The sequence below is a fragment of the Streptomyces sp. NPDC058576 genome (assembly GCF_042718715.1).
Classification (GTDB): domain Bacteria; phylum Actinomycetota; class Actinomycetes; order Streptomycetales; family Streptomycetaceae; genus Streptomyces.
The window spans coordinates 45,253-65,798 of the sequence record NZ_JBHXPF010000026.1; the positions used below are offsets into that span (position 1 = coordinate 45,253).

At 70.3% G+C, this 20,546-nt stretch carries 15 protein-coding genes, 1 tRNA gene and 1 pseudogene; 11 read left to right on the forward strand and 6 right to left on the reverse strand.

Annotation, left to right across the window (positions count from 1 at the left end):
- The first annotated feature begins 154 nt into the window (after positions 1-154).
- The 7 genes from ACFWRV_RS19600 (at position 155) to glmS (ending at position 8,473) form a co-directional block, all read left to right on the forward strand.
- Positions 155-1,603 carry a pyridoxal phosphate-dependent decarboxylase family protein gene (locus ACFWRV_RS19600; RefSeq protein WP_384336176.1) on the forward strand — a complete coding sequence of 483 codons (1,449 nt, stop codon included), beginning with the start codon at positions 155-157 and terminating at the stop codon, positions 1,601-1,603.
- Positions 1,587-2,864, forward strand: coding sequence for a lysine N(6)-hydroxylase/L-ornithine N(5)-oxygenase family protein (locus ACFWRV_RS19605; protein ID WP_384336178.1), 1,278 nt, complete (start codon positions 1,587-1,589; stop codon positions 2,862-2,864). Before ACFWRV_RS19600 ends, ACFWRV_RS19605 begins: the two co-directional genes overlap by 17 nt.
- Positions 2,861-3,430: a GNAT family N-acetyltransferase gene (locus tag ACFWRV_RS19610; protein WP_384336180.1), complete on the forward strand. Its 570-nt coding sequence runs from the start codon at positions 2,861-2,863 to the stop codon at positions 3,428-3,430. The genes ACFWRV_RS19605 and ACFWRV_RS19610 overlap by 4 nt, the downstream gene beginning before the upstream one ends.
- Positions 3,427-5,205, forward strand: coding sequence for an IucA/IucC family protein (locus ACFWRV_RS19615; protein ID WP_384336182.1), 1,779 nt, complete (start codon positions 3,427-3,429; stop codon positions 5,203-5,205). The genes ACFWRV_RS19610 and ACFWRV_RS19615 overlap by 4 nt, the downstream gene beginning before the upstream one ends.
- Positions 5,206-5,312: 107 nt before the next feature.
- Positions 5,313-6,206 carry a DUF4429 domain-containing protein gene (locus ACFWRV_RS19620; protein WP_384336184.1) on the forward strand — a complete coding sequence of 298 codons (894 nt, stop codon included), beginning with the start codon at positions 5,313-5,315 and terminating at the stop codon, positions 6,204-6,206.
- A gap of 86 nt (positions 6,207-6,292) precedes the next feature.
- Complete coding sequence (locus ACFWRV_RS19625) at positions 6,293-6,568, forward strand: hypothetical protein (RefSeq protein WP_003968990.1); 276 nt, start codon at positions 6,293-6,295, stop codon at positions 6,566-6,568.
- Between the two features lie 75 nt (positions 6,569-6,643).
- A complete protein-coding gene (glmS, locus tag ACFWRV_RS19630; RefSeq protein ID WP_384336186.1) occupies positions 6,644-8,473 on the forward strand; it encodes a glutamine--fructose-6-phosphate transaminase (isomerizing) in 1,830 nt (609 codons plus the stop codon).
- A 116-nt stretch (positions 8,474-8,589) separates the two neighbouring features.
- On the opposite strand, the gene ACFWRV_RS19635 is transcribed toward glmS, so the two are convergent.
- Positions 8,590-9,111, reverse strand: coding sequence for a universal stress protein (locus ACFWRV_RS19635; protein ID WP_026290787.1), 522 nt, complete (start codon positions 9,109-9,111; stop codon positions 8,590-8,592).
- A 1,027-nt stretch (positions 9,112-10,138) separates the two neighbouring features.
- Between ACFWRV_RS19635 and ACFWRV_RS19640 the strand changes: the two genes are divergently transcribed.
- From ACFWRV_RS19640 to ACFWRV_RS19650, 3 genes are all read left to right on the forward strand, one after another.
- Entirely contained in the window at positions 10,139-11,356 is a 1,218-nt protein-coding gene (locus tag ACFWRV_RS19640) for a helix-turn-helix domain-containing protein (RefSeq protein WP_384336188.1), read from the forward strand.
- A 10-nt stretch (positions 11,357-11,366) separates the two neighbouring features.
- Entirely contained in the window at positions 11,367-11,972 is a 606-nt protein-coding gene (gene orn, locus ACFWRV_RS19645) for an oligoribonuclease (protein WP_384336190.1), read from the forward strand.
- A gap of 120 nt (positions 11,973-12,092) precedes the next feature.
- Positions 12,093-12,165 (forward strand) — tRNA-His (locus tag ACFWRV_RS19650).
- Positions 12,166-12,292: 127 nt separating this feature from the next.
- Here ACFWRV_RS19650 and ACFWRV_RS19655 read toward each other — a convergent pair.
- The 5 genes and pseudogenes from ACFWRV_RS19655 to ACFWRV_RS19675 all read right to left on the reverse strand — a co-directional run.
- Positions 12,293-13,330: a LacI family DNA-binding transcriptional regulator gene (locus ACFWRV_RS19655; protein WP_384336192.1), complete on the reverse strand. Its 1,038-nt coding sequence runs from the start codon at positions 13,328-13,330 to the stop codon at positions 12,293-12,295.
- A gap of 163 nt (positions 13,331-13,493) precedes the next feature.
- Positions 13,494-14,963 carry a GH1 family beta-glucosidase gene (locus tag ACFWRV_RS19660; protein ID WP_384336194.1) on the reverse strand — a complete coding sequence of 490 codons (1,470 nt, stop codon included), beginning with the start codon at positions 14,961-14,963 and terminating at the stop codon, positions 13,494-13,496.
- 58 nt (positions 14,964-15,021) lie between these two features.
- The gene (locus ACFWRV_RS19665) at positions 15,022-15,942 is read right to left on the reverse strand and encodes a carbohydrate ABC transporter permease (RefSeq protein WP_384336196.1); all 921 of its coding nucleotides are present in this window, start codon (positions 15,940-15,942) and stop codon (positions 15,022-15,024) included.
- Positions 15,943-15,955: 13 nt separating this feature from the next.
- A complete protein-coding gene (locus ACFWRV_RS19670) occupies positions 15,956-16,954 on the reverse strand; it encodes a carbohydrate ABC transporter permease (protein ID WP_384336198.1) in 999 nt (332 codons plus the stop codon).
- A 421-nt stretch (positions 16,955-17,375) separates the two neighbouring features.
- Positions 17,376-18,818, reverse strand: a pseudogene (locus tag ACFWRV_RS19675) (extracellular solute-binding protein); the annotation flags it as partial.
- Positions 18,819-18,855: 37 nt separating this feature from the next.
- Between ACFWRV_RS19675 and aspT the strand changes: the two are divergent.
- On the forward strand, positions 18,856-20,532 hold the full coding sequence (gene aspT / locus ACFWRV_RS19680) for an aspartate-alanine antiporter (RefSeq protein ID WP_384336200.1): 1,677 nt from the start codon (positions 18,856-18,858) through the stop codon (positions 20,530-20,532).
- The last annotated feature ends 14 nt before the right edge of the window (positions 20,533-20,546 follow it).

Sequence of the window (20,546 nt, forward strand, 5' to 3'; positions counted from 1 at the left end):
CGGGAAACCGGACAACCGGCACACCCGCGGGGGGCGAGGGGAAAAGCCGATTCCGAGTTAGGTTAGGCTCGCCTTACTTCGAGATCGCGCCCTCGCACCCTCTTCCTGCCCGGAGGGCCGCGATGAAGTTCCCCTCACCCGGGAGGACCCCGTCATGCGTTCGCACCTGCTCAACAACACGACTGCGGAGCACTATCGGAGCACCGTCTCCGCAGGCGTGGAACGGGTCGCGGCCACCCTCGCCGCCACCGAGCGACCCTTCAGCGGGGTCGGTGTCGACGAGCTCTCCCCCGTCGTCGACGCGATCGACCTCGACCGGCCGCTGGGCGACGCCGCCGCCGCCCTCGACGAGCTCGGCGAGGTCTACCTCCGCGACGCCGTCTACTTCCACCACCCCCGCTACCTGGGCCACCTCAACTGCCCGGTGGTCATCCCCGCCGTGCTCGGCGAGGCCGTGCTCTCCGCCATCAACTCCTCCCTGGACACCTGGGACCAGAGCGCGGGCGGCACCCTCATCGAGCGGCGGCTGATCGACTGGACCACCGAGCGGATCGGGCTGGGCCCGGCCGCCGACGGGATCTTCACCAGTGGCGGTACGCAGTCCAACCTCCAGGCCCTGCTGCTGGCCCGGGAGGAGGCGAAGATCCGGCCGGAGCACTTCACCCGGCTGCGGATCTTCACCTCCGAATGCAGTCACTTCAGCGTGCAGAAGTCCGCCAAACTGCTCGGCCTCGGCCCGGACGCCGTCGTCTCCGTGCCCGTGGACCGCGACAAGCGGATGCAGACCGTGGCGCTCGCCCGTGCCCTGGAACAGTGCGTCGCCGAAGGGGCCGTCCCCATGGCCGTCGTCGCCACCGCCGGCACCACGGATTTCGGCTCCATCGACCCGCTGCCCGAGATCGCCGCCCTCTGCGAGCAGTTCGCCACCTGGATGCACGTCGACGCCGCCTACGGCTGCGGGCTGCTCGCCTCCCGCGCGCGGCGCGGGCTGCTCGAAGGCATCGCCCACGCCGACTCGGTGACCGTGGACTACCACAAGTCCTTCTTCCAGCCCGTGAGTTCGTCGGCCGTGCTGGTCCGCGACCGGGCGACCCTGCGCCACGCCACGTACCACGCGGAGTATCTGAACCCGCGCCGGATGGCCGAGGAGCGGATACCCAACCAGGTCGACAAGTCCCTCCAGACGACCCGCCGGTTCGACGCGCTCAAGCTGTGGATGACGCTGCGCGTCATGGGCGCCGACGGCATCGGCGAGCTGTTCGACGAAGTCTGCGACCTGGCCGCCGAGGGCTGGCAGTTGCTCGCCGCCGACCCGCGCTTCGACGTGGTCGTCGAGCCGCGGCTCTCCACGCTCGTCTTCCGCTACATCCCGTCCGGCGTCACCTCCCCCGACGAGATCGACCGAGCCAACCTCCATGCCCGCAAGGCGTTGTTCGCCTCCGGCGAGGCGATCGTCGCGGGCACCAAGGTCGGCGACCGCCAGTACCTGAAGTTCACCCTGCTCAACCCCGAAACGACCGTGCACGACATCGCCACGGTCCTCGATCTGATCTCCGGCCACGCCGAGAAGTACCTGGGAGACTCCCTTGACCGCGCTTCCTGAACCCCACGACTTCATCGGGATCGGGCTCGGCCCGTTCAACCTCGGCCTCGCCTGCCTGACCGAGCCGATCGACGAGCTGAACGGCGTCTTCCTGGAGTCCAAGCCGGACTTCGAGTGGCACGCCGGGATGTTCCTCGAAGGGGCCCATCTCCAGACGCCGTTCATGTCGGACCTGGTCACCATGGCCGACCCGACCTCGCCGTACTCGTTCCTCAACTACCTCAAAGAACGCGGCCGGCTCTACTCGTTCTACATCCGGGAGAACTTCTACCCGCTGCGGACCGAGTACAACGACTACTGCCGCTGGGCCGCCGGGAAGCTGAGCAGCATCCGGTTCAACGAGACCGTGGAGACGGTGAGTTACGACGAGGGCTCCGAGCTCTACACCGTGCGCACCGCCGCCGGTGAGCTGTTCCGCTCCCGGCATCTCGTCCTCGGCACCGGCACACCGCCGCACATCCCGGACGCCTGCCAGGGGCTCGGTGGAGACTTCCTGCACAACTCCCGTTATCTGGACGGCAAAGCCGGACTCCAGAAGAAGAAGTCGATCACCCTGGTCGGCAGCGGGCAGAGTGCGGCGGAGATCTACTACGACCTGCTCTCCGAGATCGACACCTACGGCTACCGGCTCAACTGGGTCACCCGCTCCCCGCGGTTCTTCCCGCTGGAGTACACCAAGCTGACGCTGGAGATGACCTCCCCGGAGTACATCGACTACTTCCACGCGCTGCCCGAGGAGACCCGTTACCGGCTGGAGACCGGACAGAAGGGGCTCTTCAAGGGCATCGACGGGGAGCTGATCGACGCCATCTTCGACCTGCTCTACCAGAAGAACCTGTCCGGCCCCGCGCCCACCCGGCTGCTCACCAACTCCGCCCTCGTCAGCGCGCGTTACGACGAGGAGGGCGGCGCGTACAGCCTGGGACTGCGCCAGGAGGAGCAGGGCAAGGACTACTCCCTGACCACCGAGGGCCTGATCCTCGCCACCGGCTACCGGTACGAGGCGCCCGCCTTCCTCGCACCCGTGGCCGGGCGGCTGCGCCACGACAGCCGGGGCCGCTTCGACGTGGCCCGCAACTACAGCATCGACACCACCGGGCGCGGGGTCTTCCTCCAGAACGCCTCGGTGCACACCCACTCGATCACCTCGCCCGACCTCGGCATGGGCGCCTACCGCAACGCGTACATCATCGGCGAGCTGCTCGGCCGTGAGGTCTACCCGGTCGAGAAGTCCATCGCCTTCCAGGAGTTCGCCGTATGAGCCACCCCGACAAACACCGCCCCGGCACCCTCGGCACGTTCGCCGTCCGTCCGCTGGACCCCGCCGCCGACGCCGAGCTGGTGCACGGCTGGGTGACCCACCCCAAGGCCGCGTTCTGGCTGATGGGCGACGCCGAACTCGCCGACGTGGAGCGGGAGTACCGTTCCATCGCCGCCCACCCGCACCACGACGCCTTCATCGGGCTGCACGACGGCGGACCCGCCTTCCTGATCGAGCGGTACGACCCCACCGAGGTCGAGCTCAAGGGCCTGTACGAGGCGGAGCCCGGCGATGTCGGGATGCACTTCCTGGTCGCCCCCACCGACACCCCGGTGCACGGCTTCACCCGGGCCGTGATCACCGCCGTGATGGATTTCCTCTTCGCCGACCCGTCGGTACGCCGGGTGGTCGTCGAGCCCGACGTGACCAACAGCGCCGTGCAGGCCCTCAACAAGGCCGTCGGATTCGAGGTGCTCCGCGAGATCGCCAAACCGGAGAAGGACGCTCTGCTCAGCGCCTGCACCCGTGAGCAGTTCGAAGCAGCAACCGGAGGTTACGACCGATGACGACCGCCCTCACCGACAGCGTCGCCCACCTCTCCCCGGAGCGCTGGGCCACCGCAAACCGACTGCTGGTCCGCAAAGCACTGGCGGAATTCAGCCACGAGCGGCTGCTGGCCCCCACGCCCATCGGCGACGACCGCTACACCGTCCGTAGCGACGACGCCTCCACCGAGTACCGTTTCACCGCACGCGTCTTCGCCCTGGACCACTGGCAGGTCGAGGCGGAGAGCATCACGCGCCACCGGCACGGGTCCGAACTCCCACTGGATATGCTGGAGTTCTTCATCGAGCTGCGGCACACCCTCGGGATCTCGGAGGAGGTCCTGCCGGTCTACCTGGAGGAGGTCTCCTCCACCCTGGCCGGAACCGCCTACAAACTCACCAAGGAACCGGCCACCTCGGGCCAACTCGTCGCCGCAGGCTTCCAGGCCGTCGAGACCGGGATGACCGAGGGCCACCCGTGTTTCGTCGCCAACAACGGGCGGCTCGGCTTCGGCGTCGACGAGTACCGGGCGTACGCCCCCGAGGCGGCGTCCCCGATCCGGCTGGTGTGGCTGGCCGCCCGCCGGGAGCGGGCCACCTTCACCGCGGGCGCCGGGCTGGACTACGACGCGCTGATGAAGGACGAGCTGAGCGAGGCGACCCGGGAGCGGTTCGACGGCGCGCTGCGCGGGCTCGGCCTCGACCCGGCCGACTACTTCCTGCTGCCCGTCCACCCCTGGCAGTGGTGGAACAAGCTGGCGGTCACCTTCGCCGGAGAGCTGGCCGAGCGGCATCTGGTGGTGCTCGGCGAAGGCGAGGACGGCTATCTCGCCCAGCAGTCGATCCGGACCTTCTTCAACACCGACCACCCCGAGAAGCACTACGTCAAGACGGCGCTGTCCGTCCTCAACATGGGCTTCATGCGGGGGCTTTCGGCCGCGTACATGGAAGCCACTCCCGCGATCAACGACTGGCTGGCCGGCCTCATCGAGCGCGACGACCTGCTGCGCGGGGCCCGGTTCTCGATCATCCGGGAGCGGGCCGCGATCGGCTACCACCACCGGTCCTACGAGGCGGCCACCGCCAAGGGCTCTCCGTACCGGAAAATGCTCGCCGCCCTGTGGCGCGAGAGCCCGGTGCCGGGGCTCCAGCCGGGCGAGCGGGTCGCGACGATGGCCTCGCTGCTCCACACCGACCACGAGGGCGGTTCGGTGGCCGGGGTGCTGATCGCCGAGTCGGGCCTGGACCCGCGGGTGTGGCTGCGGCACTACCTGGACGCCTATCTGGTGCCGGTGCTGCACAGCTTCTACGCCTACGACCTGGTCTACATGCCGCACGGCGAGAACGTGATCCTGGTCGTGGAGGACGGGGTCGTCACCCGCACGATCTTCAAGGACATCGCCGAGGAGATCGCGGTGATGGACCCGGACGCGGTGCTGCCGCCGCAGGTCGAGCGGATCCGGGCCGAGGTCCCCGAGGACATGAAGCTGCTGTCGGTCTTCACCGACGTCTTCGACTGCTTCTTCCGCTTCCTGGGCGCGGGCCTGGCCACCGAGGGCATCCTCGACGAGGAGACCTTCTGGCGGACGGTCGCCGCCTGTGTGCGCGACTACCAGGAGTCGGTGCCGTATCTCGCGGGGAAGTTCGAGCAGTACGACCTGTTCGAGGCGGAGTTCGCGCTGTCCTGCCTCAACCGCCTCCAGCTGCGCGACAACCAGCAGATGGTCGACCTCAACGACCCGGCGGGCGCGTTGCAGTTGGTGGGCCGGCTGAAGAACCCGATCGCCGGGTTCTGAGCCCGGCCGCCGCAGCGCGCGGCGGCCCCTGAACGGTGAGCGCCCGAGGACGGTCCCTCGGGCGCTCACCCCTTCCCCGAGGGCGGTCGGCTGGCAGAATCGGGGCCATGGCAGAAATCATCCAGCGGGACGGAACGTGGACGTTCGACGGGGACACCGTGCGCATCGTGCCGGGGGGAAAGGCGCACCCGGTCCGGCAGGAGCTGGGTGAGATCGCCGTCCCGCTGGAGGCGGTGGCGGGCGTCTCGTTCGAGCCGGACCGCAAGGGCGGACGGCTGCGGCTACGGCTGCGCGGGGGCGCCTGCCCGGTGCTGCGGGCCGCCGACGGCCGGCTCCGGGACGGCGCGGACCCCTATGTGCTGACCGTGGAGAAGGACCGCACGGGGGTCGCGGAGTACTTCGTCGACGAGGTCCGCAACGCGCTCCTGATCGAGCAGGTGCCGGACGGCCCGGTGGACCGCTTCCTGCTGCCCGGCCCCACCCTTCCGGTCTCGGGCGGGGGCGGCGACGGCACGGCGTCCTTCGACGGCGAGAGCGTCCGGCTGACCTGGAACTGGAAGGCCGAGGAGTCCAAGACGGCCGGGGGCGCGTCCATCTTCCCGCTGTCGCGGATCGCGGGCGTGCGGTGGCTGCCCTCGATCGGTCTGGAGAACGGCTATCTGCGCTTCGAGCCGGTCGAGGGGCCCGTCTCCGCTCCGCCGAAGTACGACCCGTACGCCCTGGACCTGTGGGGGATGTCCAAGAAGGAGCACACCGCGGTCCTGGTCGCCGCGGCGGTGCTGATGCGGCTGCCCGGGGCCCGGGCGGCTCCGGACGGACCGGAGGCTCCCTCGTCCCTGACCAAGGCGGCCGAGCCCGCCGCCGTGCCGGCCACCCCGCCCGCGGGCGATCACGACGCTCTGCTGCGCCGGCTGCGGGAGCTGGGCGAGCTGCACCGGGCCGGAGTCCTCACCGACGAGGAGTTCAGCACCGCGAAGCAGGCCGTTCTGCGCAGCATGTGAGGCGATCGGGCGACCTTTCCGGCACCCCCTGCCCGATATCGGGCAGATTTCTTGCATAAGCGCGCCCCGGCACGCAGTATCGACGGGTGCTTGAACGCCGCTCGTCGCACGACGACCTCATCGATCACCTCGTACGCTCCACCGCGCTCCAGCGCGGCGAGGCGGCCCGGGTGATCCTCGACGTGCTGGCGTACTTCGACGAGAGCACCGACGACTTCGTCCGGCGCCGCCACCGCGAACTGCAGTCCGGCGGCCTGGTCAACACGGAGATCTTCGAGCGGATCGCGGCCGAGCTGCCGCACCGCGCCGTGGCGCCGCCGGAGCTCTCGCTCCGCCAGCTGCGCCGCATCGTCTACGGCTGAGCGAGCCGGGCGCCCGTGCGCGGGGCGCCGCAAAGCATGTGTGTACGTGTACGTCGATGGAGGGGCAGAGAATCCATGTGCGGGATCGTCGGATACATCGGGAAGCGTGACGTCGCTCCGCTGCTGCTGGAAGGCCTGCAGCGGCTGGAGTACCGGGGGTACGACTCCGCGGGCATCGTCATCACCGGCAAGGCCGCGGCGGGAAAGCCGGGCGTTCTGAAGATGGTCAAGGCCAAGGGCCGGGTCCGTGAGCTGGAGGCCAAGGTCCCCAAGCGGTTCGCCGGCACCACCGGCATCGCCCACACCCGCTGGGCCACCCACGGCGCCCCGAGCGACGAGAACGCCCACCCGCACCTGGACGCGGAGAACAAGGTCGCCGTCGTCCACAACGGGATCATCGACAACGCCTCCGAGCTGCGGGCCAAGCTCACCGCCGACGGCATCGTCTTCCTCTCGGAGACCGACACCGAGGTGCTGGTCCACCTGATCGCCCGGGCCCAGGCGGACACCCTGGAGGAGAAGGTCCGCGAGGCGCTGCGCCACGTGGAGGGCACCTACGGCATCGCCGTGCTGCACGCCGACTTCAACGACCGCATCGTGGTCGCCCGCAACGGCTCCCCGGTCGTCCTCGGCATCGGCGAGAAGGAGATGTTCGTCGCCTCCGACGTCGCCGCCCTGGTCGCCCACACCCGCCAGGTCGTCACGCTGGACGACGGCGAGATGGCCACCCTGAAGGCCGACGACTTCCGTACGTACACCACGGAGGGCTCGACCACGACGGCCACGCCGACCACCGTCGAGTGGGAGGCCGAGTCGTACGACATGGGCGGCCACGACACGTACATGCACAAGGAGATCTCCGAGCAGGCCGACGCCGTGGACCGCGTCCTGCGCGGCCGGATCGACGACCGGTTCTCCACCGTGCACCTGGGCGGCCTCAACCTGGACGCCCGCGAGGCACGCGGGGTGCGCCGGATCAAGATCCTCGGCTGCGGCACGTCGTACCACGCGGGCCAGATCGGCGCCCAGCTCATCGAGGAGCTGGCGCGTATCCCCGCCGACGCCGAGCCGGCCTCCGAGTTCCGCTACCGCAACCCGGTCGTCGACCCCGACACCCTGTACGTCGCGGTCTCCCAGTCGGGCGAGACGTACGACGTGCTGGCCGCCGTCCAGGAGCTGAAGCGCAAGGGCGCCCGGGTCCTCGGCGTGGTCAACGTGGTCGGCTCCGCGATCGCCCGGGAGGCCGACGGCGGTACGTACGTCCACGCGGGCCCGGAGGTCTGCGTGGTCTCCACCAAGTGCTTCACCAACACCGTGGTCGCCTTCGCGCTGCTCGCGCTGCACCTGGGCCGGATCCGTGACCTGTCGGTCGCGGACGGCAAGCGGATCATCGACGGGCTGCGCCGGCTGCCCGACCAGATCAGCGAGATCCTCGCGAACGAGGACGAGATCAAGCGGCTCGCGGCGGAGTACGCGGACGCCAAGTCGATGATGTTCATCGGCCGGGTGCGCGGCTATCCGGTGGCCCGCGAGGCGTCGCTGAAGCTGAAGGAGGTCTCGTACATCCACGCCGAGGCCTACCCGGCCTCCGAGCTGAAGCACGGCCCCCTCGCGCTGATCGAGCCCGCGATGCCCACCGTGGCGATCGTGCCGGACGACGACCTGCTGGAGAAGAACCGCGCCGCGATGGAGGAGATCAAGGCCCGCAGCGGCCGGATCCTCGCCGTGGCCCACCAGGTGCAGGAGAAGGCCGACCACACCATCGTCGTGCCGAAGAACGAGAACGAGCTGGACCCGATCCTCATGGGCATCCCGCTCCAGCTGTTCGCGTACCACACGGCCCTCGCGATGGGCCGGGACATCGACAAGCCGCGCAACCTGGCGAAGTCCGTGACGGTCGAGTAGACGGCCGGACACCGACCTGGGCCCCGTACCGTCAGGGAGACGGTACGGGGCCCAACGCGTGCTGCCGCAGGGGCTTCTGGCGGCCCCTCAGGTCATGGGGGCGCTTCGGGTGCCGCTCAGGGGATGACGATGACGGGGCGTTGCGCGCGGCGGGCGAGCCGGCCGGCCACAGACCCGAAGATCCGGCCGACGATGCCGTGCGTGGAGCCCACGACGATGGCGTCGGCGGCGTACTCCCGGCCGACCTCCTCCAGCTCGTGGCAGATGTCGCCGCCGCGCTCGACGAGCACCCAGGGAACCTCGGAGAGGTAGTCCGCGCAGGCCAGCTCCAGGCCGAGGACCTCGGTGCGGTGGTCGGGGACGTCGACGAAGACGGGGGGCTCGCAGCCCGCCCAGACGGTGGTCGGCAGCCGGTTGGCGACATGGACGATGATCAGGCCGGAGCCCGAGCGGCCGGCCATGCCGATGGCGTAGGCGAGGGCCCGCTCACTGGACGTGGAGCCGTCGAAACCGACCACGACTCCGTGCCGGAAGGCGGGATCGCACGCATGGCGTGCTTCTTCGACCGTCCGCGGCTCCGACCCGGGGTCGGCTACCGGCTTGCGGTCTTTGGGTTCAGGGATTTCGTGACCGGCCATCGGTGTCTCGGCGAAGAGAGTCCTCGTGAGGAGGGAACGGTTTCGAGAGGTGCATCAGCTGGTGGTGAAGCTCTGTCCGGGAATCATCTTCCCAACCCCATACCCCCAAGGGTACGGCGTCACTCCTCCACCGCCCAGACCCCCGCAAAAGCGTGCGTGACGCTGGAGGGAGCATGCCCGAGCCTGTCCGGGATGGCAATGCCGGTTGTGTCGTACACGGGCCTCGGAGGAGGCGAACACCAGCGGGCGTCCTGTTTTTCGCGACCGCCCGCGGCAGCCCGCCGCGGGTGGTGGCGAGGCCCGCACCCGGTCCCTGTTGGCCACACCGCCGCCAGGCCGTCACCCCGACGAGTGACCCGTCACCGAACCCCTCGCGGCCACCGTTCGAACCGGGTCCGGCGAGGGTGCCCGGGCCGGCGGGCGCCGGGGCCCGCCGGGCCGCCCCCGGCCGCCGGCCGGCACCCGCGGTTCTCGTGCCCCACGGCACATCGGTCGGTAACGCGGCCCTGCGGGAACTCGGCCCCGGCCGCGCGGCAACGGGCCGCCGCATCCGCCCGCGGCGGTCCGAACACGCCATGACGCACGGCCGCGAGGGAGCGCACCGGCGCGGCCGTCACACGGCGGTTGTGCGCCCGGCGTGACCGGATACAGCACACACAACCGATGTTTTTCGGCCAACTTCGGCCGAGTGCCGAACCCTTGGCCGGATGGCCGGACAACCCACCGCCCACCAGGCAGGAACGGACCGCGCGGTACGCTTTCACCCAACGCGGACGGGCCACGTTGTCGAAGGGCACTTCCCTGTGCGCTTCGCAGGTGAAACGCTTCGTGATCGAACGCTTCACGCCACGTTTCCTTATCGACATTGAGCTGGTGGGGGAAGGTGTCACGGCGGGACCACGCGACGCAGTAGATTCGATCTTGGAAATCGGAGACTGGGGACACGTGCGACACCGAGGGGAAACGTGCAGGAGCGACAGGCCCGTAAGGACCAGGGAGACGCGAACACCGAGGGGGGCTTAGCGTCATGAGCCAGGACTCCGCCGCCGCGACCGAGGCCGCACGCAAGCTGACCGGGCGGCGACGCCGGGAAGTCGTTGCCGTGCTGCTCTTCAGCGGCGGCCCTATCTTCGAGAGCTCCATCCCGCTCTCCGTTTTCGGGATCGACCGGCAGGACGCGGGAGTTCCCCGCTACCGCCTGCTGGTCTGCGGCGGCGAGGAAGGGCCGCTGCGCACCACCGGTGGGCTCGAACTCACCGCGCCGTACGGCCTGGAGGCGATCAGCAGGGCCGGCACCGTGGTGGTGCCCGCCTGGCGGTCGATCACCTCGCCGCCGCCCGCCGAAGCACTGGACGCGCTGCGGCGCGCCCACGAGGAGGGCGCCCGCATCGTCGGTCTGTGCACGGGAGCCTTCGTGCTCGCGGCCGCCGGCCTGCTGGACGGCCGGCCGGCCACCACGCACTGGATGTACGCGCCGACGCTGGCCAAGCGCTATCCGTCGGTGCACGTCGATCCGCGCGAGCTGTTCGTGGACGACGGCGATGTGCTCACCTCCGCCGGCACGGCCGCCGGGATCGACCTCTGCCTCCATATAGTCCGCACCGACCACGGCACGGAGGCCGCCGGGGCACTCGCCCGCCGGCTGGTCGTGCCGCCGCGGCGCAGTGGCGGGCAGGAGCGCTACCTGGACAGGTCTTTACCGGAGGAGATCGGGTCCGACCCGCTCGCCGAGGTCGTGGCCTGGGCCCTGGAGCATCTGCACGAGCAGTTCGACGTGGAGACGCTCGCGGCGCGCGCCTACATGAGCAGGCGGACCTTCGACCGCAGGTTCCGTTCGCTCACCGGAAGCGCACCGCTGCAGTGGCTGATCACCCAGCGGGTGCTGCAGGCGCAGCGGCTGCTGGAGACCTCCGATTACTCGGTCGACGAGGTCGCCGGCCGCTGCGGCTTCCGCTCCCCGGTCGCGCTGCGCGGGCACTTCCGCCGCCAGCTCGGCTCCTCCCCCGCCGCGTACCGGGCCGCCTATCGGGCCCGTCGTCCGCAGGGGGTGGCGGAGAGCGCCGCGACGGTGGTCGAGACGATGGTGCCCAGCCAGGGGCCACCGTCCGGACGCCGGGGCTCGCCCCTGTCCGCCGCGCCGGTCGCCGTGGCGGCTTCGATGGGGCCCGGGGATCACTCCCTGCCCGGTCCTGACGCGTTCGTTCCCGGACGCCCGGCTCTGCCTGGACAGCGGAGTGCCCCGTAGGGTGGGGCGCATGAACGACCGCATGGTGTGGATCGACTGCGAGATGACCGGGCTCTCGTTGACGGACGACGCACTCATCGAGGTGGCCGCCCTGGTCACCGACTCGGAGCTGAACGTGCTCGGCGAAGGGGTGGACATCGTGATCCGCCCGCCGGACGCGGCCCTGGAGACCATGCCCGAGGTGGTGCGGCAGATGCACACCGCCTCGGGCCTCCTCGACGAGCTGGCCGGGGGCACCACCCTGGCGGACGCCGAGGAGCAGGTCCTGGCCTACGTCCGTGAGCATGTGAAGGAGCCCGGCAAGGCCCCGCTCTGCGGAAACTCGGTCTCCACCGACCGCGGCTTCCTGGCGCGGGACATGCGGGATCTGGAGGGCTACCTCCACTACCGGATCGTGGACGTGTCCTCGGTCAAGGAGCTGGCCCGGCGCTGGTACCCCCGGGCGTACTTCAACAGCCCGGACAAGAACGGCAACCACCGGGCGCTGGCGGACATCCGTGACTCCATCACGGAGCTCCGCTACTACCGGGAGGCGGTCTTCGTGCCGCAGCCCGGCCCGGACTCCGAGCGCGCCAAGGAGATCGCGGCGCGCCTGTCGGCCCCGGCCGCACCGTAGGAACCCGCTGGTCACGGGCGTGAAAGCGCCCGTGCACCGGCCCCGGGAAACGGGGGCGCGAGCACCCTCCCGGACCCTGTACACTTTTTCTCGGCCGGTCGGAAACGACCGGGCGACATGGTGGGTATAGCTCAGCTGGCAGAGCACCTGGTTGTGGTCCAGGATGTCGCGGGTTCAAGTCCCGTTACTCACCCTGAAGGAAGGGCCCCGGTCTTCGGACCGGGGCCCTTCCGCTTTCGGTGCTCTTGCAGTCGACGGGCTTCGCGGTGACCGTGACCTGCGCCACCGCCGATGCGGCGCCGTCGCCGCCCCCGCACCGGTCACGACGAGTCGCGGACCACCAGTTCCGTGGGCAGCACCACCGAGGGGCGTTCGCCGCCCGGGGCCCGGCCCGCGATCTCGTCCAGGAGGAGCTGGGTCATGCGGCGGCCCATCTCCTCTATCGGCTGGCGGACGCTGGTGAGGGCCGGGTGCATGTGGCGGGCGACCACCGAGTCGTCGAAGCCGATCAGGGCGACGTCCTCGGGGACGCGGCGGTCCGCCTCGCGCAGGACCTGGCGGGCGCCCGCGGCCATCACGTCGGAGGCGACGAAGACCGCGTCGAGGCCGGGGCGGCGGGCGAGCAGGTCGCGCATGGCCTCGGCGCCGCCTTCCTCGGTGAAGTCGGCGGGGGCGATGAGGCGCTCGTCGGGGGCCAGGCCGGCGGCGGAGAGGGCCGCGCGGTAGCCGTCCAGGCGGCGCTGGGCGCCGTAGACCTCCAGACGGCCGGTGATCGTGGCGACCTGGCGGCGGCCCCGGGAGACCAGGTGCTCGACGGCGGCCCGGGCGCCCTCGAAGTTGTCGGAGTCGACCGAGGGCAGCGTCTCGGCCGCGTGCCGGGCGCCGCTGATCACGCAGGGCATGCCCAGCTGTTCCAGCAGCTCCGGCAGCGGGTCGTCCGCGTGTACGGCGACCAGGAGGACCCCGTCGACGCGGTGGGCGGTGAGGTACTGGGCGAGGCGGCGGCGCTCGCGATCATTGCCGACGAGGGTGAGGAGCAGCTGCATCTCGGTGTCCGCCAGGGCCGCGCCGACTCCGCGCACTATGGCGGAGAAGTACGGCTCGGCGAAGAAGCGGGTCTCGGGCTCGGGCACCACCAGCGCGATGGCGTCGGTGCGGTTGCCGGCGAGGGCACGGGCCGCGCGGTTGGGGACGTAGCCCAGCTCGGCGACGGCCGCCTCGACCGCCTCGCGGGTCGCTTCGCTGACCCGGGGCGAGCCGTTGATGACCCGCGAGGCGGTGCCCCGGCCGACCCCGGCCCTGGCCGCCACCTCTTCGAGCGTGGGCCGCCCGCCGCTCCGTACTCGCGCTGCCGCCATGGCTGCCTCCCCGTTCCCGGTCAATTTCTCACAGCCGTAACGTCAATCCAAGTCCTGGAACGATCACCCCGGCGGGGGTACGGACAGTGTAATGGGAGCGCTCCCAGGACATGCGGACGCGGTGGTCCCGGTCGGGGCGCCCGGGACCACCGCTGTTCGTGGATCAGGCGGCCGGGCCGGTCGCCGGGGGCAGCGCGTGGCGGGCGATCACGTCGCCGTACCAGTGGGCGCTGGACTTCGGCGTACGGCGCTGGGTGGCGTAGTCGACGTACACCGCGCCGAAACGCTTCGCGTAGCCGTATCCCCACTCGAAGTTGTCCATCAGCGACCAGAGGAAGTAGCCCCGCACATCCGCCCCGTCGGCCGCCGCCCGGCGTACCGCCTCCAGGTGGCCGCGCAGATAGGCGATCCGCTCGGGGTCGTGGACCCGGCCGTCCGCGTCCGGGGCGTCGTCGAAGGCGGCCCCGTTCTCGGTGACCATCAGCGGCAGGTCCGGGTGCTCGCGCGAGACGTCCATGAGGAGGGCGTGCAGGCCGTTCGGGTCGACCGACCAGTTCATGGCGGTGCGCGGCTTGCCCTCGGCCAGGTGGAAGGCCACATGCTCGGAGCCGGGCCACGGGGAGTGGTCGCTGCTGCCGTGGCCGTCGTCGCGGGTGTCCCCGGAGCCGGAGGCGGGCGTGCTGACGATGGTGGGCGTGTAGTAGTTGACGCCGAGGACGCCGATCGGCCGGGCGATCGCGGCCAGGTCGCCCTCGTGGATCAACTCGGGCCAGTTGACGATGCGTTCGGTGTCGGTCAGGAGGTCTTCCGGGTACGCGCCCTTCAGCATCGGGCCCGTGAAGACCCGGTTGCCCACCGCGTCGATCCGGCGCGCCGCGTCCGCGTCCGCCGCGCTGCCGGCCAGCGGGCGCACCTGGTGGAGGTTGAGGGTGACCGAGGTCTGCGCGGCAGCGGGGAGGTTCGCGCGCAGCGCCTCGGTCGCCCGGCCGTGGGCGAGGTTGAGGTGGTGGGCGGCCCGCAGCGCGGCGGCCGGTTCGGTGCGGCCGGGGGCGTGGACCCCGGATCCGTAACCGAGGAAGGCCGAGCACCAGGGCTCGTTCAGTGTGGTCCACATCGCGACCCGGTCGCCCAGCGCGCGGGCCATGATGGCCGCGTAGTCGGCGAACCGTTCGGCGGTCGCGCGCTCGGGCCAGCCGCCCGCGTCCTCCAACTCCTGCGGCAGGTCCCAGTGGTAGAGCGTGGCGACGGGCGTGATGCCGGCGGTGAGCAGTTCGTCGACGAGCGATCGGTAGAAGTCCAGGCCGCGTTCGACGGCGGGGCCCCGGCCGGTGGGCTGGACGCGGGACCAGGAGACGGAGAAGCGGTACGCCTGGAGCCCGAGGCGCTTCATCAGGGCGACGTCGTCGCGGTAGCGGTGGAAGTGGTCGGCGGCCACGTCCCCGGTGTCGCCGTTCAGGACCTTGCCGGGGGTGTGGCTGAAGGTGTCCCAGATGGACGGGGTGCGGCCCATGGCGGTGACCGCGCCTTCCACCTGGTACGCGGCGGTGGCCGCGCCCCACAGGAAGCCGGTCGGGAAGGGGGCGGTGGCGGCCGGGGCCTGCTGCGGGACCGTGTCGGGTCGGACGACTGTCATGCGGGAGCGCTCCCTGGAGGCAGTGAGGGGTGAGGAGTGGGACGAGGGGGGTGGGCCGTCAGCCCTTGACCGCGCCGGACATGATCCCGCCGACGATCTTCTTGCCGAAGAGGACGAACACGACCAGCAGCGGCAGCGTGCTGATCAGCGCGCCCGCCATGACGATGGACTGGTCGGGGGTGTACGAGGCGCTGAGCTGGCCGAGAGCCACCTGAAGGGTCGGGTTCTGCTGGTTGAGGGCCAGGTAGGGCCAGAAGAAGTCGTTCCACGCCTGGACGAAGGTCAGCATCCCGAGCACCATCATCGCGGGGCGCGCCACCGGCAGCACCACGCTCACCACGATGCGGAAGTTGTTCGCCCCGTCGATCTTGGCCGCCTCGATCAGCTCGTACGGCAGCGCCTCGATCAGGTACTGGCGCATGAAGAACACGCCGAACGCGCTCACCAGCGTCGGGAAGATCACCGATTCGAGCTGGCCGCCCCAGCCGAGTCCGGACATCATCATGAACAGCGGGACGACGCTCAGCTGCGGCGGGATGGTGAGCGTGGCGATGACGGCGGTCATCAGCCAGCCACGGCCCCGGAAGCGCATCTTGGCGAACGCGTATCCGGCGAGCGTGCAGAAGAAGAGCGTCGCGAGGGTGATCGAGGACGAGACGATGACGCTGTTGAGGATCGCCTTGCCGAGGTTGGCCTGCTCCCAGGCGGTCCGGATGTTCTCGATCAGCTTTCCGCCCGGGAGGAACGGCGGGGTGGAGGCGAGGACTTCGTCCTGGGTGCGGGAGGCCGCGACCAGGGTCCAGTAGAGCGGCAGCAGCGAGCCGAAGCCGACGACGGCGAGCGCGACGTACGCGAAGGGGCCGCCCTTCAGCTGCTGTCCGGCGCCCATCCGGAAGCGGCTGGGGCGGGACGGTCCACCGCTCTTCGGCGCCGGCGCGAGCTTCACGGGGGCGGGGGGCGTGGTGCTGGTGATGGTCATGGGGCGCTCCCGGTCAGACCGCGGACGTGCGGAAGAATCGGCCGGCGATCCAGTTGGCCGCGGCGATGATCAGCAGGAGCGCGAGCATGGCCCAGGCCACGGCTGCCGCCGGACCGAGATGTCCGAGGTTCCAGCCGTAGTTGTAGAGGTAGATGCTGAGCGTCTCGTACTGGTTCTCGTTGCCGCCGGTGGCGCCCAGTGCGCCGCCCTCCAGCAGCAGCGGCTCGCCGAACAGCTGCATGGAGCCGATGGTGGAGATGACGATGGTGAACAGGATCGTCGGCCGCAGCGAGGGGATGGTGACCTTGCGGAACTGCTGCCAGCGCGACGCGCCGTCCAACGAGGCCGCTTCGTAGAGGTCGTTGGGGACGGCCTGCATCGCGGCGAGGTAGATCAGCGCGTTGTAGCCGGTCCAGCGCCAGATCACGATGATCGAGATCGCGAGCTTCGACGTCCAGTGCCCGTTGGCCCAGTTGACCGGATCGAAGCCGACCAGACCGAGCGTCCAGTTGAGCAGTCCGCCGTCGGCCCGGAAGACCAGCGCGAAGACGAGGGCGGCCGAGGCGACCGAGGTCGCGTACGGGGTGAGGATGATCGTGCGCCAGAACGTGCTGGCCCGCAGGCGGTAGTTGAGGAGGTGGGCCAGGCCCAGCGCCATCAGGAGCTGCGGGACGGTGGAGATGACGCCGATCAGAAAGGTGTTGCTGACCGACGTCCAGAACTCGGGGTCGTGCAGGATCTTGTCGAAGTTCTCCCAGCCCACCCACTCCATCGAGTCGAGGCCGGTCATCTCCACCCGGTGCAGGGCGATCCAGCCGGTGTAGAGGAGCGGGTAGAGCCCGAAGGCCCCGAAGACGAGGAAGAACGGCGCGATGTACGCGTACGGGGACGCCTTGTCGTCGAAACGCCAGAGCCGGCTGCGCCACAACTGCCGCTGCTCGCTGGGCGGTTCCTTCTGCGGCCGGCGGGGCGGGGGTACGTACGCATCCCGGGTGGGGGTCGAGGTTGCCACGGGCGGGGAGTCCTTCCCTGGGTGCGCCGACGGACGGCCGGGGCGGCGGAGGGCGATGGGCGGTGCGGGAGACGGGGGCCGGGCGGGAGGAGTGGGAGTCGCGGGCCGGGCGGCCGGGGCGGGCGGGGGTCGCCCGCCCCGGCGCCGCTGCCGGCTCGGTCCGCTCAGGGTGCCGGGGCTGTCGGGCGCCCCCGGCGGCCTCGGATCAGCCGATGGCCTTGTCGATCGTCCGCACGGCCGCGTCCCAGGCGTCGTCGGGGCTGGTGCCGCGCTGCTCCATGTTGTTGATCTGGGTGGAGATGGAGTCCTTGATCACGCCGTCCTTCGGGCCGAGGACCGCCTCGGGGATGGACTTCGCGCCGTCGGCGTAGATCTGGCCGATGGGGGCGTCGTTGAAGTACGGGAGGGTCGCGTTCTTCACGTCGGGCAGCTCGTAGGAGCCCTGGTTGGACGGGAAGACGCCGATCGCCTTGAAGACGGCGGCCTGCTGCTCGGGGGCGGTCAGCCACGTGACCAGCTTGGTGGCCTCCTCGACGTTCTTCCCGGACTTGGGGACGGCGAGGAAGGAGCCGCCCCAGTTGGCCGCGGTGTTGCCGGGCGCACGGGTGATGTCCCACTTGCCCTTGTTGGCGTCACCGGCGTACGTGGAGATCTGGCCGGCCATCCAGGCGGGGCAGACGACGGTGGCGACGGTGCTCTTGCGCAGGGCCGCCTGCCACTGGTCCTCGAACTGGGCCAGGCCCTGCGTCAGCTTCTTGGACGCGGCCTCGGCGGCGAGCTTCCAGCCCTTCTCGACGCTGGCGCTCTCCCGGTAGATCGGCTTGCCGCTCGCGTCGTAGTACTGCTCGGGGCTGGAGCTGACGACGGCGTTGAACATGGCGCTCGCGGAGTCCATGAAGTAGGTGCCGGCCGGGGCCTTCTTCTTGTACTGCTCGCCGAGGGCGAGGAAGTCCTCCCAGCCGCCCTCGGTCAGCTTCGCGACCTCGGCGCGGTCGGTGGGCAGTCCCGCCTTCTCGAACAGCTCACGGTTGTAGCAGAGGGACATGGGGCCTATGTCGGTGCCCGCGCCGATGACCGCGCCGCTGGGGGCGGTGGCCTGCTTCGCCTTCCACGACACCCACGCGTCGACGCCGATGGCCTTGGAGAGGTCGGCGAAGGAGTCCGCCTTGGTGTCGACGATCTCCTTGATCCGGCCGACCTCGATGCCCTGGACGTCGGCGAGGCCGCTGCCGGAGTTCAGCTGCTGGAGGAGCTTGGGGTAGTAGTTCTTCTCCTCGGCGGTGGTGTCCTCCTTGACCGTGATCTTCGGGTTCAGCTCGTGGTACTTCTCGAAGAGCCCGGCCTCCTTGTACCCGAACTGCCCGAAGTCGGCGACGGTCAGGGTGATGTTGCCGTTCGCGTCGGCTCCCTTGTCCGAGTCGGACGAGCCGCCGCATCCGGTGAGGAGGAGGGCGGTGGCCGTGAGGCCCGCGGTGGCCACGAGGGCGGTTCTCGGTCGTCGACCGGCAACGCTGCGGGTGATGCGCATTCCACTGCTCCTTGTTCCGGGAGTGTTCCGGGGTGGGGCCGGCGCTGTTCCGCGAGGCAGGGCGGAGGGCGTCGGATCTGCTGCGGGAAGAGGAAGCGCGCGAGACCCTCCCCCAGAGTGGGAGCGCTCCCATGCGCCGTTGCCGGAAGGTTGCTGCCTGAAGGGGGTGGGTGTCAAGAGTTGAAGACGATTCCGTTGCCGAGGGATGTCCGGCGCGCCACGGAGGGGCACTTGGGCACCCCTTCCATCGGAAGGTGAACGGGGGCACCCTGGGCCGGGTGAGGTGCTGGGGCGTTCCTCCCCTGTTAATTTCTCCCTTATGCACCTTTTGATCATTCTGGTCGCCGACACCAGCCCCGGTGAGTGAGGCGGGATGGGCGTCCTGCGCGACCATCCCGAACTGGCTCTCTTCTTCTGCCTCGCGGCCGGCTATCTCGTCGGCAAGCTCCGCGTCGGCCCGATCACGCTCGGCGGTATCTGCGGCACCCTGATCGTGTCGCTGCTGATCGGCACCCGGGACGTCAGCGTCGACGACGACGTCAAGACGGTCTTCTTCGCACTGTTCATCTTCTCGCTCGGTTACCTGGCCGGGCCGCAGTTCTTCGCGAACCTCAACCGCAAGAGCCTGCGCTTCTTCGCGCTCTGCCTGATCGAAGTGGTCTGTGTCCTCGGGATCGCCCTCGGGCTCGCCAAGGCCTTCGACCTGGACGTGGGCACCGCCTCCGGGATCCTGGCGGGAGCGGCCACCGAGTCGGCCGTCGTGGGCACAGCCACCGAGGCGATCGGGAAGCTCAGCGACCTGACCTCCGAGCAGATCACCCAGTACCAGGGGCATGTGGCCACCGCGTACACGGTCTGCTATCTGTTCGGCCTGATCACCCTCGTCCTCTTCACCAGCCAGATCATGCCGATGCTGCTGCGCATCAACCTGGCGGACGCCTCACGCGAGCTGTGGGAGAAGATGCGCGGCGGACAGGCCGGGCTGGAGTCCGACGAGCGCGAGGCGCTGCCCGGCATGGTCGGCCGCACGTATCTGGTGACGCGGGCGGACGGGCGTACCGTCGGTGATCTCCAGAGCGCCATGAGCGGCCGGATCACCGTCGAGGGGGTCAAGCGCGGCAGCAAGCTGCTGACGCCCTCCCCCGGTCTGGAGCTGACGCTCAGCGACCTGGTCCAGGTGGTCGGGGAGCGGGCGGCCATCATCGAGGCGGGCCGGGAGATCGGCCCGGAGACCCCGGCCGTGCCGGGGCTCGACACCCCGCTGGCCACCAGCCAGGTCGCCGTGACCGAGAAGGAGACGATCGGCGCGACCATCGACCGGCTGGAGAAGCGGCACCCGGAGTTCCGCAAGGACGGCGTCTACGTCACCGACGTGCTCCGCAACGACCAGCACCTGCCCGCCAGCGGGGAGACGGTCCTCGCCCGGGGCGACGTCCTCACCCTGGTCGGCGCGCGGGGCGGGCTGAACCGGCTCGTCGCGAAGCTCGGCGCGGTGGTGAAGAACGACGCCACCGACTTCATCTACCTCGGCTTCGGCATCGTGGCGGGCTCTCTGCTCGGCCAGATCGTCGTCAAGCTCGGGGACGTCCCGATGTCGCTCGGCACCGGTGGGGGCTGCCTGGTCTCGGGACTGGTCTTCGGCTGGTTCCGCTCCCGCAGCCAGACCTTCGGCGCGTTCCCGCCGCAGGCCGCGAGCACCCTCAAGGACATGGGCCTGGCCGTCTTCATCGCCTGTACGGGACTGGCGGCGGGGCCGCAGGCCTGGCCGCTGCTGAAGGAGTACGGGGCGCTGCTGCCGTTCGCGGGCATCGCCATGGTGCTGGTCCCGGCGACGATCTCGCTGATCGTCGGACGCAAGCTGCTGAAGATCGAGAAGCCGTTGCTGATCGGGGCCATCGCCGGACAGCAGTGCTCGACCCCGGCCATCACCTCCATCACCCAGGTGGCCCAGAGCTCCGTCCCGCTTCTCGGCTACACGATCACGTACACGCTCTCCAACTTCCTGCTGCCCCTGACCGGGCCCATCCTGGTCGGCGTCCTGGGGGCCTGACGTGATCGCCCCGC

What these genes read in the sequence shown, in the direction of transcription:
- ACFWRV_RS19665 (WP_384336196.1), bottom strand. Translation starts at nt 15,942, where the DNA reads ATGACCATCACCAGCACCACGCCCCCCGCCCCCGTGAAGCTCGCGCCG.
- orn (WP_384336190.1), top strand. Translation starts at nt 11,367, where the DNA reads ATGAACGACCGCATGGTGTGGATCGACTGCGAGATGACCGGGCTCTCG.
- ACFWRV_RS19620 (WP_384336184.1), top strand. Translation starts at nt 5,313, where the DNA reads ATGGCAGAAATCATCCAGCGGGACGGAACGTGGACGTTCGACGGGGAC.
- ACFWRV_RS19635 (WP_026290787.1), bottom strand. Translation starts at nt 9,111, where the DNA reads ATGGCCGGTCACGAAATCCCTGAACCCAAAGACCGCAAGCCGGTAGCC.
- ACFWRV_RS19615 (WP_384336182.1), top strand. Translation starts at nt 3,427, where the DNA reads ATGACGACCGCCCTCACCGACAGCGTCGCCCACCTCTCCCCGGAGCGC.
- ACFWRV_RS19655 (WP_384336192.1), bottom strand. Translation starts at nt 13,330, where the DNA reads ATGGCGGCAGCGCGAGTACGGAGCGGCGGGCGGCCCACGCTCGAAGAG.
- aspT (WP_384336200.1), top strand. Translation starts at nt 18,856, where the DNA reads ATGGGCGTCCTGCGCGACCATCCCGAACTGGCTCTCTTCTTCTGCCTC.
- ACFWRV_RS19600 (WP_384336176.1), top strand. Translation starts at nt 155, where the DNA reads ATGCGTTCGCACCTGCTCAACAACACGACTGCGGAGCACTATCGGAGC.
- glmS (WP_384336186.1), top strand. Translation starts at nt 6,644, where the DNA reads ATGTGCGGGATCGTCGGATACATCGGGAAGCGTGACGTCGCTCCGCTG.
- ACFWRV_RS19610 (WP_384336180.1), top strand. Translation starts at nt 2,861, where the DNA reads ATGAGCCACCCCGACAAACACCGCCCCGGCACCCTCGGCACGTTCGCC.
- ACFWRV_RS19640 (WP_384336188.1), top strand. Translation starts at nt 10,139, where the DNA reads ATGAGCCAGGACTCCGCCGCCGCGACCGAGGCCGCACGCAAGCTGACC.
- ACFWRV_RS19660 (WP_384336194.1), bottom strand. Translation starts at nt 14,963, where the DNA reads ATGACAGTCGTCCGACCCGACACGGTCCCGCAGCAGGCCCCGGCCGCC.